Source organism: Bradyrhizobium elkanii USDA 76 (assembly GCF_023278185.1).
In the GTDB taxonomy this organism is placed as follows: domain Bacteria; phylum Pseudomonadota; class Alphaproteobacteria; order Rhizobiales; family Xanthobacteraceae; genus Bradyrhizobium; species Bradyrhizobium elkanii.
Map to the genome: position 1 here is coordinate 7058468 of NZ_CP066356.1, position 17601 is coordinate 7076068.

Below are 17601 nucleotides of genomic sequence, written 5' to 3' on the forward strand. Positions count from 1 at the left end.
GTCATCTCATCACGCCACGCCGACGACAATCAATGGTGAGAATACAGTGATCGAATTGCCTCTTCCGCGCACGCGGGCCCAAAACGAAACCCGTTACCTCCACCGCCGCCAACGACATACAGGCCGGCGACATCTTGAGCTGGGCGAGAGAACGGGACACCATCGTCAGAATAGCAGTCGCAAAACACACGCGCTGATGCGATCGCGGGAATGTCAGGAGAAAACCATTTTGTCAGGATTGCGTTGGCGCGTGCGAGATCATCCGAACTGACGTGCAGCCCGCCGGTGTCAGGTCTCACATCCCATTCGTGCGAGGTGAAACTGAACAACCAATACCCCTCTTCGATCATAGGGATCAGGAACGCATAGTCATCGAACAAGCCGACCATTGGACAGTTCGTTGTAGGGCGCGCCGCCAAGTGAAGCGCGACGACCTTTTTAACTCGCAATCGCGGCCCCTCCGCTAAATGCGCGCGCAACGGTGACTCTGGCAGCCATGGACCGATTGCCAGAACGGCCCGCCTCGCCGAGAGTTCGCTATCATCAGATGTCTGAAGACTAATATGGCTCGGTCTTTGCCGTATCCGTGCAATCGATGTGCGCTCCCGTATCGAAGTTCCGACAGCCTTGAGCCGTTGGGCCAGATCCCGAACAATGGAATTGACTGGGCAGTAAGACCCCCGATCCAGCGCCACGACCATATCGCCGGGAATCAAAAATTGCGGCAGCGATAAAAGCCTCTCCCTCAGCGCAAAAGAAGTCGATGGGGCGGTGCCGACCACACAGCTCATTCGCGTGAGTTCTTCCGGATCGCGCGTCAACCACAATACGTCGCAGTCTCGACCGCTGGGCCACCCATGGGGATAGATCTCTCGCCAAATCTTTGAACCACGATTGAGGAGGCTTCTTTCCTTTTCATTACGACCGATGTTGATTTGGATTCCCGGGGCAAACCCACTGGCACCAGACCCAACGGTCTCTCGATCGAAGATCACGATTCTATCCCGGGGCCGGCTATTCGCTGCAATGAAGGCGGCACTCAGGCCCATGACGCCCGCGCCCATGACCGCCAGGTCGTAAATGCTGTCGGTCATCGAGCTCCCTCCCAGGCGATAGACAAAGCGCCCAGAATTTCGCTGCCGCGATTCTCCAAATAATGGGTTCGATGGGGCTGCAGAAACACCAGATCGCCGGCCTTGATGGCCAATTCTCCATCGTCAGTTATCACACGACCTTGGCCGCTCGTGATGCGCCAGATCTCGCAGGAAGAATGGGAATGAGGCGTCGACACAGCGAACGGATCTAGCCGAAATTCGATGAGCTCGACGGGACAAGGGGTCCGGGATTCGCCGATTTCTTCAACGTGCTGCAAGACGACACCGGGGCTATAGATCGTCATGTCGCCCAGGGCCATCAACCGTGCATTCTTCATGGCAAACTCCGAAAGATCCAGTTGTCGTGGCAGACTTGTTCGCCGGTCAGCAGGCCCTCTCGAAGCCAACGCTACTCCACTCGATGACGCCGGTTCCCGGCGCGCAATCGTAGGCGACGCGGCCGATGATTGAATTGAGGATTTGCGAAGCGCGCCAAGGAACCAGGCTTAGATTTGTATCGGCAATGCCACGTTGAAGGCGTGCGCCATTCTGGACGTACAAACGGCACTTTTCGGGACCGTCAAAACGAGCCGAGAACTCCTTGTCGACTACGATTTCTTGAGAGCCACCCGGAGCATTCAAGACCTTGAGCCGACCTGCGATCGGCTCAAGAAACGATGGGATTTCGGTGCGGTAGCCTGTGGCTAAGACGACAATGTCTGCGACATGTTGTGAAGAAGTGCCTGTCTTCCGCTGACGCAAATCCAAGCGAAAGGGAGACATGCCCCGCAAGTCTTCGGCCGTGGTGTCCACGTATACCTTTACGTGCGCGGGGTAGGACTGTCTATGAACCTCGCGGTCGTACAGCGTATTGTAGATAGCGCGCAGCGTCGAGCAGTTCACGCCATCGCTCGCCAACGATTGTCGCTCAAGAGTTTGCTTCCGGGCGGCTTCACTCTGGTCAAAGAACCAGTCACCATGTTGCGGAAAGAACCATTCATTGACGAAAGGACTGTCTTCGAGCGCAAATATGCTTGCGCGGCGCGTCACCCAGGTCAGGGTTCCCAATGGACCGCATGCACCACTGAGGAGATGAAGGAATATCTCAGCCCCGCTTTGGCCGCCGCCTACGACCACGACACGCTTGCCGGAAAGCTCACGTCGCCGCAGGAGAAGGGTACTCCCGTGAAACACCTCGTTTGGCGGCGCATTCCTGCCCCACTCAGGAACAGACGGTACCCTGCCCACGCCAAGCACAATCGTACCGGTTTGGTACTTGCGGCAATTCGTTATGATATTAAAGGCCTCGCCGCGCAGTTCGACTGCGCTCACGTGCTCGCCGAATTGGATGTTCGCCAGCTTCGCCGCTGCCCAGCGCAAATAGTCCTCAAATTCACTACGAGTAACAGACGCCAGCCCCCGAACAATAGCTTGATAAAGTCGCTTCTTATCATGCAAGTAGGCGAGGAAACTGTATGCACTCGTCGGATCAGCCGGTGTGACCAAGTCCTTTAGCGGGCTGGTTTGCATGACGGCACCTGCCAAAAGCAGACCGGGATGCCACTTTACCTTCTCTGAGCTCTCAAGGACGTTCAACGAAATGTCCAGAATCGGAGCCGCAAGCGCTGCCAGACTCAGATTAGCCGGCCCCGCACCGATCGCGATGACGTTATAGCTGTCGGCGTGCTTCAGCATCCCATGATCCCTACAAGGAGCCAGTCAATGTTCTCGGCTGCCCGAGAAAACTTGAGTTGCAAGAAGGACTGCATTCGCGACGATAAGCACCATCATGGTTATAAGCAGATTATCGAAGCCGCCGGCCTTCACGATTTGCCCTGCGATGCATGGAAATCCGAATAGGCCAATGAAGTAGGAGAGCGTGAAGACTTGAGAGGCAATAGCCAACGACGTGCCTTCCGTGTCAGCAATGTACACGACCATACTGTTCAGGGTCGAATAGCTGAGACCGTATCCCAGCGCGAACATCATTGTTCCGATGATGTAGTTCGCCGTACTGCCTACATTCACGAAGAGGATGAATAGCCCTCCGATAGTGCATATGCTGAGAACCGCGGCTACGCGCTCAAGGCGAAACTTTCCAATTATCGGCGCCACAGCGAACCGCATGAAGACGGCTGTCAGCGTGAAAACAAGAAAGAATGTGTCGGCAGACTGCGATCGCGATGCAGCATAGAGCGTTTGGAATGTGAAAAGACCGGCGAAGACGCATGCCCCAAGGCCGATCATGATGATCGGATATCGCGTGTTCGATTTGAGGGCTTTTAGCACGCCTTCCACGTTGAGACGTACAGTTGGCAGTTTGGTCTGAGGAGCGTGCGCCAGCCCCCTACCGGCGAACTCCAAGAACGTCGCGCCAACGAGACATGCAGCCGCAAATAGGGCGTACACCGCAATGTAGGATCCCGCAGTCACCGCGACGGTGCGCGCGAGAGGAGAAGCAAGCCCGATACCCAGCATTTGAGACCCGGAAAGCAAGGTCAAATACTTGATACGGGCTTCAGCCCGCACGTGACCCAGGACTTGAAGCGGCGCCAGCATATAGAAGCCAGACCACCCAATGCCGAGAAGAAGTCCTCCGACGTACGCGAAGAGCGTTAAAGTTGACGCTAATGCGAAAGATATCATCGCGGCCGCCATCATCACTGCGGCCACGGTGATAGTTCGCATTAAGCCAAGTGAATCTGCGATCCGGCCGACCATTAGCGAACACAGTATCGTTGCGATCGTACCGGTCGAGATAACGGCTCCGGCGGTCGTGGCGCTTTGCTGAATGGACCGCAGGGCGTCCACGAGAAAGAAGCTCGAGCCATAGGATGCGGCCAAGCTAATACTACCAAGCATGAAAGGAATGGAGACTTCTAACGGCATTGCACTGGGCAGCTTCTCGGCAGGAACGATGTTCGCGACTGTCACGCTGCAATCCTTCCGGGAAGGCATCGTTCAATATCTGAAACCGCCAACCTGCGCCCATCGATCTTCGGTGCCGCTCCATTTCGGTGAGGTGAAGGCGTCGAAGCGCGTGCGGCAACGGGATGGCCGCTATGACCGAGCCAACGCCATAAAGCTTCTGTTATCTTGGGCATCAGCGGCCAAGCCAGTATGCAGAGCCCCATAAGCCAGGCGTAGGCGGTCTTATGGTTCGGCGAGCCATCAAGATGATCAACCCATTCGATAAGCGGCCGCGACGATTGCGATACCCGTAGACGGTCGAGCGAAAGCGCGGCGCACTGCTTTTCGTAGAGTCGATCCAACGTAACCATCATCGCACCATCAACGTGACATCCAGCGAGAGAAGGCATCGAGTTTAGGGACTCCGTGCAGCGATCGATTGCCGCAGATATCTTGTCGAGAACCGCGTTATAGCGATCGACCAAGCGCTCTGGTACCAAGTCGGTCTCGGTTTCTTCCGGGCAGATTTCCGACAGGTACACTCTGAGGACGTCGACCGATATATTTGGAATTCGAGCGATTTCGCCTGCCCAGATCACGTGGCCGCGACTCGTAGAGAACTTCGAACCGCTCAGCCGAATGAAGTGATTGAAAAAAATTCGATCAAATGGGCGGAACGAGTTCTGACCCAAAGCGCATCCCGTAACTCCGACAAGCATCGGGATTGTGTTATCGATACCGGTACCGCCAATGAGGAACGCATTGGACTCGCGCGCAAAAGGATTGGGCTTGTGGGTGCCCTCCGTGTCCTTGTAACCGCAATAGAGAGAATGAGCGTAGAGTAAGGAGGAGTAGCTAAACAATATCTGCTGGCTGTTGAAATGTCGTGAATTCCAAGCCAGCCCGTGTAGTCCCGGTACGGTCAGCCTCATTTGCTGCCCTTTACGTGCGACGTACCGTTTCCCTATCTCCAGAAAGCTGGATTCGATGGCCGTATCGTCCCACTCCCGTAGAAGTCGGTCCTTTCCCGAAATTGAAAGGAATGCTGAAACGTTTTCCAACCATTCGACAATCCGCCCGCGCCTGGATACTGGATTCAGCGCTTCCTCGGGCTCAAAATGATGTCCACACTGTTCGCAGAAGAAGCTCCCCGCAGATGCCAGGCAAACCGGACAGGTTGCACCAAACCAGCCTCCAATGCAGAAACGCTCTTCTGGCGTGGCAGTAGAACCTGCATCGTCCACTGGTAAGCGACCTGCGAGGAAACGAAGCGAGCCCGCTGCAGATAAGGCGCCCATCAGCGCGTTGCCGACCTTCGAAAAGCGCTGCAGATTGCCGCCATACGCTGGGTCATCGAAATGATCGAAAACGACACCGACGGAGGCGAGATCTTCAACAATTCTGATATGGAAGCCATGTGCCAAGGCTGACGGGTCAATGTTCTCAAGAGCCGCTCGGACCAGGACATGGTTCTCGAAACCGTCAGTCGTCAGTCCAGAACGGACATGATGCCCCGCCCTCTTCAGGTGCTTCTGTACAACATCCATTCTGAGATATGGCCCAGCGGCATGCCCCAGATGTGCTCTGCCATTGGCGGTCAAGTTGACGGGAGATATATACACATCAACGGGATGCGTATTCGCTACATTTATCCGCGAGATCGTTGGACTTTTTTTCATAGCTGCACAGTGACTTCTATGAACACATTTCTGGAAACATCCAAACAGGTGCCAGACATCGCCGCTAGGGCGCGAAAACGCATGCGGCTTAGGGGTTATGGACGCAGTCCGGCTGCGTATTTCAAACTGGGCTCCATACGTCGAAGACCTGCAGCGTACTGTTTGAGATTTTAGAGCAGACGACGCTGTTTCGCGGGATACTCGACGTATCGCTCTACCTCAGCTCGCAACATAGGTAACCTCCTGACCAACCGCTGCTTGGATGCGATCAGTTCTGACGCCGTGAACGAAGCAAACGGCGCGCCAACTGAAAATGCGTGCTTCTTGGGCTTGTCAGAGCCTCCCGTTCGTCAACTTTCCGACATTGGTCACGAATCTCACAAGTGGGCCGGTAAAGCCGGATGAGAGCGGTCGTAGGCAGATAAGTTTCATTTTTTGCGACCATTGCAGCCAGCTGGTGATGCCGACGACTTGGGGTGGCGACCAGTCCGGACATAGCTTGTTTCCGCGGATCAACGCGTCACAGCTAATCGCTCACCATTAAATTAACCTGGGGTACGCCTGCACAACGGGCCGAGGTGCCATCCTAAACATTCCGCGCAATCCCTGGTTTAGGCGGGGGCCTTGATCCGGGATCGATAGCGCTGAGGCGCATACATTCTGTTGCATATGCCGTGGTTGGTAGCGACCGAGAGGTCAGCGAGATCATTGGAACGGATGTGGATGTCACCGAACAATACGCGGCCAGGCAGCGGTTGGAAAACACTCTTGCAGCACTGCAGGAAAGCGAGCAGCGAGTTCGCTACTACGCCGAAACGGCCTCGGACTGGCTCGGGATACCGGGCCGGATCACCTGTGCACCCGTCTTTCGGAACACGCGAGCGCTGCAGGCCTCTGGGCGGCCGAGCTCATTGGCCTGGCTCGTTGGGACGTTGCGTGCGATGTCGAGGCAGAACCCCAGAAATGGCAGCAGCATCGAGCAACGTTAGCTGCACATCTTCCGTTTCGCGATCTGATCTATCCCGTCATTCGCTCATTCAGCCACAGTACAGAATACGTGCAGCTTAGTGTGGCTGATTGTGGCGTCGGAATCGCTGAGGATGATACGGACCGTGTCTTGGATCCCTTCTTCACCACTAAATCAAGCGGTCTGGAATGGGACTTTGGATCTGCCGTTCAATCATGGAGGCTCACGGAGGGCGTCTGTCATTTGCCCGCAAGTCGGAGCCGGCTGCGACGCTTCAATTCACTCTGCCGCTGCACAGGAAAGCCATGTCGTGATTGGACGTTCTGAGTCGCCGCACGACGACAGGAAGGCTGGGGCCCGTCAAACGGTCGTCTCGTCGTCGTGAACGATGGCTCAAGGCCGATCGCTCAAGAACCTCTTCAATCCGTGCGCCCGGGCGTCGCCAATTTCGGACGGCTCGCGAGATACGGCGGAGCAAGCTTCTGTTGTCAACAGTCTGGTTCCACCCGGCTGGCGGATTGAGCGGTTCTCGATTTCCAGACCGAGCTGCCGTCATTGACCAATCGGCCCGAGATTGAAGCGTTGGCGAAGAGGTTCCGATCCTTCCGGTCCACAGGCGTTCCCACGAATTGGTGGAACGAACAGCTTTGTCTCATAGCCGCCGAACCACCGATGCCGGGACAAGCAATCTATTCGCACGCGGCGAGTTCAACGATCGTCGCCGTGTCGAGGACCCTGCCGGCAAGGTCCTTGATCAAGATCTCGTTTCCAGATTCGGCGAGTTCATTTGCCTTGGCGAGAGCTTGCTTTGCGGAGGAAACGACGACCCGGATAGCACCGTTGCCGCTTTTCGAATAAACCTGATATCCAACGCCACCCATCGCGCCTCGCTGACGAAGATCTCTAACGTTCCTACAGATCCGCGCCTAGTGCAAACGAGCCACAGCCCACACCTTCCGAACGGAACGAGTGCCAGGCGCTGGTCTGTAAAGGATCACTGGATACACCGCTTAGCCGGCGTTGTACGATTGAGAAGGCCCGTCGAAAGATGTTGATGCGTGCCTGGGTTGCCATCATCGCGAAACGCCCAGGGCGCAGCAAGCCGGTTCTGAGCGGCATCTCGCGAGGCCTCCCTTTCCGAACAAGCGCAGCGCCGCTAGCCGCTACTGACCCTGAGATGTTGTCCACCCCGTCGCCGAGAATGCTCGGAACGGAGCTTTGGCGACGATATATCTGGACCAATCAGCCGAGCTTGAAGCAGATCGATTTTCCCTCGACGGTACACTTGGCTTCTGACGAGGCTGGGACGCCGATCTGACGCTCAGTCTGTCTATTGGACTGCGGGGCAAAGCGACCGCCGCTCGATTTGCCGCTATCCTCCGCGACATCGTTCTGGCAAATCGACTCTTCTGAATGTTCCGCGCGTCAGCCTTTTCGGCCGGCCGCTGCAGGTCGCGCGCCTTCTCCCGGCAGCACTTAGCCGTTTAGGGAAGCCTCCTGCCGGTCGACCGCCGAGCGCTAAACCGAGTGATGGACGATAGAGTCCGACCTCGATGCGCCCCGCCAAGGGGCTGGGACAGCCACTGGTTGCTGCGCCTGCGAACAGAGGCAGATTGGTCACGCTTGGCAAATGGCCGCTATGGATAAGCAAGCAAGACAGTGCCAGCTGCATCCGGCACGGGTTAGAGAAGTCTCTGACTTTCGTCGATCGGCACCTGACACACGAGGCGGAGTGCCAGGCCATCTATGGTTTCTCAAAACGGAATGCGCCTTCACACCAGAGGCCACGGCGACCTGACGGTTGCTGCCGAAGACGTCCGCGGCTCCAGGTCGTAAAACTATCCGAATGCTTCACGGCGTGCCGGAGCACGAATTCTCGATGATGACGCTCGCCAGCCCCTTCACATGGACGTAATGAAACTGCAGATGATCTAGGGCGGGGTTCGTTCGCAATCTGGTGCTCAACACGCTCAGACAAATGCTGGCATGCAGCGCTGATGGACAATCCAGATCGCGGGTCAACCGCACCCGCGCCAGCATATGACGCTGTCGCAAAGCTCCTCACATTCCGCCCGCATTGCCGCTATCAACGCCCGCACGCAAAGAATGCACAAGTTCTCGCTCGACGAGATCGGCCCCTCATCAAGCGAACCTCTAACATCTCCACACCGTCAGCGTGGCTTCATCTCAGCACGTTGCCGTATGCTGAAGCGGCAGACTCGGAGCCCACATCCGGTTACCCCTAATCGCGACGTCCTGATTCTCAGGTCTCCATCGTTTCCGCGCCGGGAAAGACGGAGATCTCGGCAGAGTTGGTGAAAGCCCCGAACGCTCAGGCGACCCTTTGCGTGACAACGGTCGATATATCACGTTGGTTCGGGTTCCTGTAGCGCTCGGCAAGACTTTTGAACACCTCACCCATCTGATCTGAGCGAACAGTAAACTCCCCATAATTAGGATCAAAGAGGGTCGTCATTCCATTCGATGTCGACGTCGCGATTGAGTGTCTGCCACCTGCTGCGAAACGCAAGCTGAGCACGTACACCGATGGATCGGCCGTGATTTCGTTCACTATCTTGTTAATGCGCGAAGATGAGCCAAACCTATATCGTGTCTGTTCGTTGGATGGATGCAAACCCGCATCACTCAACATTTTGCCTCTTGCCTGAAAGTCATGAGAACCTCCTGCCCCAGCGTTTCGTAACTCAGTCTTGGCATCTTCATACTGCTTCTGCCGCACGGCCGCCGAGGCATGGTTTTGAGCACCCGGCTGCAGCGCACTCATTCGGGATGAGGGGCTACTATTGAGATCGAGCAGCCACTCCGCGGCCAACCCAAGGCAGATACCGTTAACATTGGCCTCAGGCAATTCAGCAGTCCTGTAATCGAACAGGGCACGGATCGGCCTTGCTGGAGAGGATGGATTGGAATCGGAGGACAGAGAGGATGTGCTGGAGTCGGAGGGCTCTGGACTGTAACCGTTTGCGTCTGGCCTGCTGCAGCAGCCCCCCATTTGGTCGAACGACTCACCATCTGACAGGCTCTCCTGTTGCGCGCATTCCGTAAGTGCTTGCGCAAAGCTGCCACTGTCCATCGACTGCCCCGATTGATCAGCCCGATTGGAAGCTATGGATTGTCCGCTCACTCGATTATACATGATGGCTCACCTGCCTCTTAAGCGCACGTTTCCTCAGAGCGAGTGCGGGATGCTCATGCTCTGCCTCTGAAGGATATTGCCGCAAGCTGACGGCGAGCTGTCGAGCCGACAAGCTTGGAATCGTTATCGTTCATGTCCCCTATTGGAGGCACACCGTTTTGATCGCCAGCTCTGTTCCGGGCGGGTGGCTGGGACTGCAGAGCACGTGGTTCCGCTTGAAGTGGTGCCCGCCCTCGATACGACTTCCGCTGTTGCTCGTACCCCTAGGTTCAACGCGCCTTTCCACAAGCACTGGCTTGAACACCCCCAAAAACTAATTCGAATCCCAACACGCCCACGATGAAAGTAGCTGCGGTGATGCATATGAGGCAAATCTTGCCGATTCAGTACACTTTAATGACCACCTGTGCGGCAGCAGGATTTCCGGCTGCCCCCCGGCACGTTGCAACTGGCAGAAAAGCCCGACATGTTCGGCAATCGCGCTGCCTTCCGGCGGCGCAGAACGACGTTTCTGCGCTAACCAAGCGCCCGCTTCTGCGCGGACATTGTTGATGCAACTCGTCATGCTGTCGCACTCATCCGTGCAAACAACATTGCCGCGTCGGACGGTCTTAGCCCAACAATGCCCACGAAGCTCGGCGGTGGCGTCGGGATGTCTCGATCAGTGGGTCTCCATAGATGCAGGCAATACCGGCTGTTATTCACATATTGCGAAAGAGGCGGATGCAATTGCATCACGCATTCCTCTTCATCCCAAAACAGGTCTTTTACGAAGCACATCTCTTCCCAGTTTGGACAACGCCGCGCCGTCGAGACAGCGACGTGCTCCCAGCTAGGACGAACTAATCCACTGATCTTGAGTTCACACCCGCAGGGACCCTGCACAAGAAACAGGCCGCAAGGGCCTGATCCAGGAACGCTGGCGAACTGGCCGTATTTTACCCGGCCAGCCTCAAGCTTCTCTATGATCTGCGCTCGCACGTCCCCTCCTTTGCCTCGCGGATCGCTTTGAAGTCGACGTAGATGACGTTGTCGGGCAACTGATCAATCGGCGCCAGCTCGGTCCTCACCCCGGCATTCCAAAACCACTCTTCAGCGAACCATCTGCTGAGAAATACGCTGATGTCCATCATCACTTGCTCTCCTAATTCTTGGTTTTCGAACGCTCACATCGTGTTTGAGGACACGACGGACACGCTCATCGCCCCCTTGATCGCAAGGCGCGCACGATCCGCTCGATACGAATCGGCCAGTTACACACCCATGGTTGACCCGACGGGCGGACCCGGTGGACGACTTCGTCACCACGTCGATCCTCGCGTGGGCCATCTTGCTCATCTATGCTGGCAGGCTTGGACTCTCATCGCCGAACAGCGCCGACCTGCAGGCAGATCAGCTCTTGAGCCTTAGCACGTCCAAACAAGTATTCATTGCCCTGCCCGTGCAGATCAGCTGGTGATGTGCTTGACCATATGAAATGGGTCGAGCCCGATCATGGCCCATCAACTCATCGACGATGGACCGATCGTCATCCCGGCGGCTCCATTTGATCGCATGTGATACCTGCTTGTAGATTCCATTATGGCGCGAAAACCGCGAGCGCTGCCGCCACTATGATTCGAAAGGGACGGCGCCTCGGTCCGCGCCGTCATGTGGGTCTTCGATAGCTCGCAGCACTCGCTTCTCGTGGTTTGAAACAGTGCCAATGCGTCATCTATGTGACCATGATCAGGCTGTAAGAGCGTAAACTCGAACTAGCTCGCATCGGAGCCGCAGCTGAGCCAACATGTCATTGAGTGAGCTGCCAACATCTCATCATTCTTCTTCCATCTCAGCAGCTCTTCGTCAGCTAGCGGTCAGGGAAGGAGGCTAGCTTGGCTTACTGCCTCAGACTCAATCGCGATCAACGGCGATCTTTCGGACCGCTTGTCGCCTGTGTCGCTGACGACGCACCTACTGGCGTTGGCTTTCAGACATCGGTGTCGCGAATTCGACTAAGGGCAGCTAGACCACGGCGCTGAACTCGACAAATCGCATTTTTCCTTTGTCAAAGCGGCGCCGGTACATCTCCGTTCGTGGCATGCTGATTGCAGCGGTCAAGAAAACGAAGCGAACAGGACGCGCCATAATCCACGATGGCCGTTTCGGCTGCCCGGAACGCTGCAGCGCTAAGCAGGCCGGCAATTCGCAGGGCTTTCGGCTGAGCGACGATACGAACGGAATTCTGACACTCAAGCCTTGAAGGAAGACCGCGAAACTCATGAGTGATACGAGACACCCAAACGCGCGCCCGCTTCCGTGGGCCAGCGCATCGTGGGATGAATGATGCACTGGCGCACACCAAAGCACCCCATGATCAAGCATTACGGCGCTGATTGCGGATCTTGGCCGACGCAAACGAAATGGAACCTGTGGCCACTGCTTGGGTTGTTCCTAAACGCGCTGCTCTGGGCCGGCATTTGCTGGATCGTCGCATCGCTCCTATGAGCGATACAGAATCGACGGCGATGTCTTGACAAATAGTGCGGCACACGAGCGCTTCTCGACCACTCGTATGCCGCGACTGTTCCGATCGAATCGTGCTGAGGATGAAGCAGGCGCACCACCGCCAGTCTGGCAGTGGCGATCTCTTTCTTTGACTTGGTTCAAGTCAACAACTGGCGGACTACCTAGACACGACATGCGGCTCTCTCGCGACGCAAACGAAACAGGCGGGGATAACAGGACAACGCCGCGAATCGGCGGACTGACATGACCCGCCAACATGCCGACTGACATCGACTACTACCCGCGCCCAGATGCGCAACTAAGGCCGGAAACGTGCTTTGTGACGCTTGCGCAAGGATGGCGACAGGGATCGCGTCGCCAGCCTCGCCAGCGCCCCGACCCCATCGCAACAGGAGCAGGCCGTCATACCACCATATTGCGCGCGGCCACCTCGTCCCTCTCCCCCGAGATCCATCGCCCCGCCGAACGGCGCGGCTCACCCCGTATACAGACTTGCAATAGACTTGGCCGCGCCGAGCGCACTGAGCGACCTTTGCTCCACAAAAGAAACTGCGAGCCGGAATGTGCGCGCGCGCTTTGCCGAAGCGCGGCCAGCCCTCACAACTCATAGTCGGACAACGCATCGTTCTCGTTTTGGCTCGCCTGCCAATCTTGGGCACGCAGAGCCAGCTTGTCGTATTCGATGGCAATCTTAAGAAGCCTATCTCTTAATTTGCCGTAAGCGAGTGCTTCCGCCTTCTTTCGCGTTGCTTCCGCACGGCCTCGCCAGTGATTGGGCTCGTAGAGTTTACTTTTTGGATTCATGGCGGTGAGCATGCAATTCTCAGATCAAAGAAATGCGACAACCGCGCTACGTACAATTACGTAACAGCGAGGCTCATCTCGTTAGCTACGCCACGGTACCATTCGCAGCCGCCGCACAGCAATACTGTGTGCACTGGTCCATCCGAACTCCCTCGCGCAGGCGTCGCTAAGACGGAATATGCACATTCCAAACATCTACAGGCGATTGGGCCCACAAAGGGGCTTGAATCGCTCGTTGCGTCAGATTGTACGATCCTAGACAAGTGAGGGCCACCTTCGACAATCTCGACGCTTCCTGACAGATAATGCGAACTGCGCGCCCGGGCCCATTTTCCGGTCGTCAGGTCATCTTGCGTTTGGCGCCAAATAACAACCACTGCACCACCGGCTTGAAAGGATATCATGAGTCAAAACCAACGACTCCGTTTGGCTTCGCTTCTCAATGCCAACTACCGCGCTATCGCTCTTGCTGTCGCAATGACAGCCGCAATCCCCGGACAGGTGAATGCGCGCGACCAAGCGCCGACCGCGGAGGAGAAGGAGGCTTGCATGGAGGACGTGTTCCGCCTGTGCAGCAGCCACATACCTGATCGTGCCGCCATTATGTCTTGTCTCCGATCAAAGCAAGCGAGCCTCAGCCAGCAGTGTCGCTACGTGATCTCCGTTCGAGATACTGGCAAGAAGAACAGTGACTCAAAGTGAGGGATCGCCGGCCGTGAGCGTGCCAGTTCACATTCAAAAATGGATCAAGCCTGTTCTTCCACCAAGGCAAGCGATCAAGCGCGGGCCGTCGAGAGTGGTACCAATCGGTCACAACTGACAGAAGCTCTGGCCCACAGTGCTTGTCCGGATAGGCGAATGCACAAATTACACTTCGATACGGTTCTAATCGCCAATAGGGGCGAGATAGCTGCACGAATCATCAAAACGCTGCGGAAGCTTGGACTCCGTTCTGCAATTGCCTACCACGAGGTAGACGCCCTGACCCCGGCCGTCTCCATGGCCGACTTGGCAATTCCGATCAGTGGCCGCACGCCGGTGGCGAGCTATTTGGACATTGCGCAGATCATAGCTGCCGCTCGCAAGGCGAACGCCGGGGCGCTGCATCCAGGATATGGATTGCTTTCCGAGAGTGCGGAGTTCGCCAGGGAGGTGATCAAGGCAGGCATTACCTTCATCGGGCCTGCTCCGGAAGCCATCGAACTCATGGGGGACAAGATCCGGGCCCGCAACTTCGTTCAGCGCAACGGCTTTCCAGTCCTTCCCTGCGCCATCGAAGAAGATGATCCGACGACATTCGTTTCGAGAGCGCAAGCTGTTGGATTTCCTTTGCTGGTTAAGCCGACGGGGGGCGGTGGGGGCAAGGGCATGCGAATTGTCCGCGACCCAAATGCATTGGAAGCAGCCATCGAGCAGGCGCGCAGTGAAGCGCGTTGCTACTTTGGAAATGGCCGACTTTATGTCGAACGATATCTCGAAATCCCGCGGCACATCGAAGTACAGGTGTTGGGTGACGCCTTCGGTAACCTAGTCCATCTCTTCGAGCGCGAGTGTTCAGTGCAGCGCCGCTTCCAGAAGATCATAGAAGAGACGCCCTCGCCCGCGTTATCACCACAATTGCGGACACGGATTTGCGAAGCCGCGGTCGGCATCGCCCGTGCGGCGCAATATCAAAATGCTGGAACGGTCGAGTTCATCCTCAGCGAAGGCGACTTCTACTTTCTCGAAATGAATACCCGCCTTCAAGTCGAGCATCCAGTGACCGAGATGGTCACTGGTGTCGACCTGATCGCCGAACAGGTTTATGCCGCAGCCGGCCGCGAACTTGCGCTTGCGCAATCCGATATTGCTTCGAACGGGCATGCGATCGAGCTCAGGCTGTACGCGGAGGCCCCCGAACGCGGATACGTTCCAACCACTGGCAAAGTACTTCTTCTCGAGTATCCGGACGGCGTACGGATCGACAGCGGCATCATGCGAGGTCAGCACATCACGGCGGCGTTCGATCCGATGCTTGCAAAGATTATCGTGCATGCCCCAAGCCGCATAGAGGCTGCTATGAAAGCCCATCGTGCGGTTCGAGAACTTGTTCTACTTGGGTGTGAGACCAATGCCAGCTTGCTCGCCCGGATCCTAGCTGACGAGGCATTTCTCGGCGGTCAGTTCCATACGGGATACCTTGAAGAAAACCCGCATCTTGCAACCGACAATTTTGCTACCGGATTGTCTGCGTTCCTGGCATCCGCCGCTCTCCTGACGAGACCGGTGCGTGCTTCCGCTGACGCCGTGCCCGAGCTTCACGCAGCATTTGGCAGCTGGAGAAATTGACGTGTATCACTCATTCGAGGTCGACCGCGTAGACCATAGGCTATGGCTTTCAACCAGCCAGCAGGGTTACCGGCTTCATTTGCGCGACCAAGTGATTGCCCCCGTCGCGTTCACGCATCACGGTGAGAGTAGTGGCATCCTGACCATTGCCGGGGAAAGCGAACCGGTCAGGTTTGCTATCGATGGCGACCTGATTCATCTGCATATACGCGGCAGAAGCCGCATTGTGCGCTACAATGACCCATTGCGAGCGCTCACTTCCGCGAATGACGAAACACGCCTGCTAATCGCCCGTGCGCCGATGCCTGGCGTAGTTGTTGCGACTACCGTTTCGCCTGGCCAATCAGTCTCGGCGGGAATGGCACTGATGATGATTGAGAGCATGAAGCTGCAGACGATCATACGCTCACCGCAGGACGGCATCGTCGATCGAATTCACGTCAAGGAAGGCGAAAGCTTCGAGCATGACGCTGAGCTGGTCACGCTCTCCGAAGAAGGGCGCTGAAATGCAGCGGATCGGTTCCGTAGCGGACGTTAACTCGCAAGCGTTTCGCCGCAACGATTGCCACAACAGACAGCTTGCGGCCGAATTGAAGGAACGGCAACGCGCTGCCCGCTTCCATCGGCCAGAACGGGATTTCGAGCGACTGCGTCGACAGAACAAACTGTTTGTTCGCGAACGGCTCGCAGCCTTGCTCGACCCGGAAACTCCGTTCCTAGAGCTTTCCACGCTGGCCGCCAACAAGGCGTATGATGGCGAGGTGCCCAGCGCCGCGCAGGTCGTCGGCATCGGCATTGTAGCGGGTCGGGAGGTGATTGTTCATGCCGACGATGCCAGCGTGAAAAGCGGTGCATGGTATCCGCTCTCAGTCAAGAAGATTGTGCGGGCCCTGGATATCGCCATCGAAAACCGTCTGCCGGTGGTTCATCTGTGCGACTGCGCGGGCGGGTTCCTGCCTTTGCAGGCAGAATTCTTTGCGGATCGCTACCACGCTGGTCGAATACTCCGGAATCAATCCATTCTCTCGAAGATGGGAGTGCCGCAGGTCGCCATCGTCATGGGCCACTGCACCGCGGCAGGGGCCTACGTCCCCGCGCTTAGTGAATACAACATTATGGTCGAAGGTACGGGGGCGATTTTTCTCGGCGGCCCCCCGGTCGTAAAGGCTGCCACCGGGGAACACGTGTCGGCCGAAGATTTGGGCGGCGCCCTCATGCATACCAACGTGTCGGGCACCAGTGATTACGTCGCAAGCTCTGAGATGCATGCAATTGCGATTGCCCGCGACGTCGTCGCTCGGTTCCGCCAACCGGCGAAAACTTGGATCGATCGAGTGGCTCCTGAGCCGCCCGCTTACAGTGCTTGCGAACTCTACGGTATCATTCCAAAGGATGCCCGAGCGCAGTTCGACATGCGAGAGATCATCGCTCGTCTGGTCGATGGCAGCCGATTTCATGAGTATCAGCCGCGTTATGGCACGTCACTTGTGTGTGGCTTTGCGCGGCTTCATGGATATCAAGTCGGGATCCTTGCCAACAATGGCGTGCTGTTCAGCGATAGCTCGCTGAAGGGTGCTCATTTCATCCAATTATGCGACAAGAATCGGACGCCCCTGCTCTTCCTGCAGAATGTCACGGGCTTCATGGTTGGCCGCGAATATGAGCGGCGTGGGATCACCAAGGACGGCGCTAAGCTGATCATGGCTGTGTCCGGAGCGTCCGTTCCAAAGTTTACGATTGTTTGCAATAGCTCGCACGGCGCGGGCACTTACGCTATGTCGGGACGCGCGTTTGATCCTCGATTTGTGTTCAGCTGGCCTAATTCTCAGATATCCGCGATGGGCGCTGAGCAGGCCGCAGGCGTTCTCACCCACGTCAAGGCACGACAGTTGGCTCGCGCGGGCGGACGCCTCTCCGAGCAGGAACTGGCAGCCATTCGAGAGCCAATTCTTGAAGAATATCACGAACGATCGAGCGCCTATTATGCGACCTCCGAAATCTGGGACGACGGCATCCTGGATCCTGTCGACACCAGAACCGCCCTCGCAATTGCATTGAGCGCTTCGCTCAATGCGCCGATCGATGCGCCGCAGTATGGCGTGTTCCGGCTGTAACGCAGGACCGAACACGAGATGCAGCTTGAGATAAACCACC

14 protein-coding genes are annotated in these 17601 nt (G+C 56.7%); 4 read left to right on the forward strand and 10 right to left on the reverse strand.

Annotated elements, in window-relative coordinates; genetic code table 11:
- Positions 1–29: 29 nt before the first annotated feature.
- From JEY66_RS33825 to JEY66_RS33865, 9 genes are all read right to left on the reverse strand, one after another.
- Positions 30–1094: an NAD(P)/FAD-dependent oxidoreductase gene (locus tag JEY66_RS33825; RefSeq protein WP_016841047.1), complete on the reverse strand. Its 1065-nt coding sequence runs from the start codon at positions 1092–1094 to the stop codon at positions 30–32.
- On the reverse strand, positions 1091–1432 hold the full coding sequence (locus tag JEY66_RS33830; RefSeq protein ID WP_016841048.1) for a cupin domain-containing protein: 342 nt from the start codon (positions 1430–1432) through the stop codon (positions 1091–1093). Before JEY66_RS33830 ends, JEY66_RS33825 begins: the two co-directional genes overlap by 4 nt.
- A gap of 46 nt (positions 1433–1478) precedes the next feature.
- Positions 1479–2789 (reverse strand): lysine N(6)-hydroxylase/L-ornithine N(5)-oxygenase family protein, encoded by a 1311-nt coding sequence (locus JEY66_RS33835; RefSeq protein WP_016841049.1) that lies wholly within the window; start codon positions 2787–2789, stop codon positions 1479–1481.
- Positions 2790–2813: 24 nt separating this feature from the next.
- Positions 2814–4028 carry an MFS transporter gene (locus tag JEY66_RS33840; RefSeq protein WP_240536982.1) on the reverse strand — a complete coding sequence of 405 codons (1215 nt, stop codon included), beginning with the start codon at positions 4026–4028 and terminating at the stop codon, positions 2814–2816.
- Positions 4025–5683 (reverse strand): class I tRNA ligase family protein, encoded by a 1659-nt coding sequence (locus tag JEY66_RS33845; RefSeq protein WP_077231022.1) that lies wholly within the window; start codon positions 5681–5683, stop codon positions 4025–4027. The genes JEY66_RS33840 and JEY66_RS33845 overlap by 4 nt, the downstream gene beginning before the upstream one ends.
- A gap of 1656 nt (positions 5684–7339) precedes the next feature.
- Positions 7340–7531, reverse strand: a complete 192-nt coding sequence (locus JEY66_RS33855; RefSeq protein WP_016841051.1) for a hypothetical protein — start codon at positions 7529–7531, stop codon at positions 7340–7342.
- Positions 7532–8982: 1451 nt separating this feature from the next.
- Complete coding sequence (locus JEY66_RS33860; protein ID WP_075968507.1) at positions 8983–9807, reverse strand: YopT-type cysteine protease domain-containing protein; 825 nt, start codon at positions 9805–9807, stop codon at positions 8983–8985.
- Between the two features lie 561 nt (positions 9808–10368).
- Positions 10369–10788: a DUF7694 domain-containing protein gene (locus JEY66_RS45545; RefSeq protein ID WP_085964791.1), complete on the reverse strand. Its 420-nt coding sequence runs from the start codon at positions 10786–10788 to the stop codon at positions 10369–10371.
- A complete protein-coding gene (locus JEY66_RS33865; RefSeq protein ID WP_016842003.1) occupies positions 10770–10940 on the reverse strand; it encodes a hypothetical protein in 171 nt (56 codons plus the stop codon). The genes JEY66_RS45545 and JEY66_RS33865 overlap by 19 nt, the downstream gene beginning before the upstream one ends.
- Positions 10941–11095: 155 nt before the next feature.
- On the opposite strand from JEY66_RS33865, the gene JEY66_RS33870 reads away from it, so the two are divergent.
- Complete coding sequence (locus JEY66_RS33870) at positions 11096–11266, forward strand: hypothetical protein (protein ID WP_233475768.1); 171 nt, start codon at positions 11096–11098, stop codon at positions 11264–11266.
- A 1646-nt stretch (positions 11267–12912) separates the two neighbouring features.
- Here JEY66_RS33870 and JEY66_RS33875 read toward each other — a convergent pair.
- Positions 12913–13131: a hypothetical protein gene (locus tag JEY66_RS33875; RefSeq protein ID WP_016842006.1), complete on the reverse strand. Its 219-nt coding sequence runs from the start codon at positions 13129–13131 to the stop codon at positions 12913–12915.
- 846 nt (positions 13132–13977) lie between these two features.
- Here JEY66_RS33875 and JEY66_RS33880 point away from each other — a divergent pair.
- From JEY66_RS33880 to JEY66_RS33890, 3 genes are read left to right on the forward strand one after another with little or no spacing between them, the layout of a single operon-like run.
- Positions 13978–15447, forward strand: coding sequence for an acetyl-CoA carboxylase biotin carboxylase subunit (locus JEY66_RS33880; protein ID WP_016842008.1), 1470 nt, complete (start codon positions 13978–13980; stop codon positions 15445–15447).
- A 1-nt stretch (position 15448) separates the two neighbouring features.
- A complete protein-coding gene (locus JEY66_RS33885; RefSeq protein ID WP_162136695.1) occupies positions 15449–15952 on the forward strand; it encodes an acyl-CoA carboxylase biotin carboxyl carrier protein subunit in 504 nt (167 codons plus the stop codon).
- Between the two features lies 1 nt (position 15953).
- Complete coding sequence (locus JEY66_RS33890; RefSeq protein ID WP_026192385.1) at positions 15954–17561, forward strand: acyl-CoA carboxylase subunit beta; 1608 nt, start codon at positions 15954–15956, stop codon at positions 17559–17561.
- Positions 17562–17601: the final 40 nt, after the last annotated feature.

Excerpts from the sequence above, each read along its gene's own strand:
- JEY66_RS33875 (WP_016842006.1), bottom strand. The coding sequence starts at position 13,131 with ATGCTCACCGCCATGAATCCAAAAAGTAAACTCTACGAGCCCAATCAC.
- JEY66_RS33855 (WP_016841051.1), bottom strand. The coding sequence starts at position 7,531 with ATGGGTGGCGTTGGATATCAGGTTTATTCGAAAAGCGGCAACGGTGCT.
- JEY66_RS33865 (WP_016842003.1), bottom strand. The coding sequence starts at position 10,940 with ATGATGGACATCAGCGTATTTCTCAGCAGATGGTTCGCTGAAGAGTGG.
- JEY66_RS33845 (WP_077231022.1), bottom strand. The coding sequence starts at position 5,683 with ATGAAAAAAAGTCCAACGATCTCGCGGATAAATGTAGCGAATACGCAT.
- JEY66_RS33880 (WP_016842008.1), top strand. The coding sequence starts at position 13,978 with ATGCACAAATTACACTTCGATACGGTTCTAATCGCCAATAGGGGCGAG.
- JEY66_RS33860 (WP_075968507.1), bottom strand. The coding sequence starts at position 9,807 with ATGTATAATCGAGTGAGCGGACAATCCATAGCTTCCAATCGGGCTGAT.
- JEY66_RS33835 (WP_016841049.1), bottom strand. The coding sequence starts at position 2,789 with ATGCTGAAGCACGCCGACAGCTATAACGTCATCGCGATCGGTGCGGGG.
- JEY66_RS33825 (WP_016841047.1), bottom strand. The coding sequence starts at position 1,094 with ATGACCGACAGCATTTACGACCTGGCGGTCATGGGCGCGGGCGTCATG.
- JEY66_RS33830 (WP_016841048.1), bottom strand. The coding sequence starts at position 1,432 with ATGAAGAATGCACGGTTGATGGCCCTGGGCGACATGACGATCTATAGC.
- JEY66_RS33890 (WP_026192385.1), top strand. The coding sequence starts at position 15,954 with ATGCAGCGGATCGGTTCCGTAGCGGACGTTAACTCGCAAGCGTTTCGC.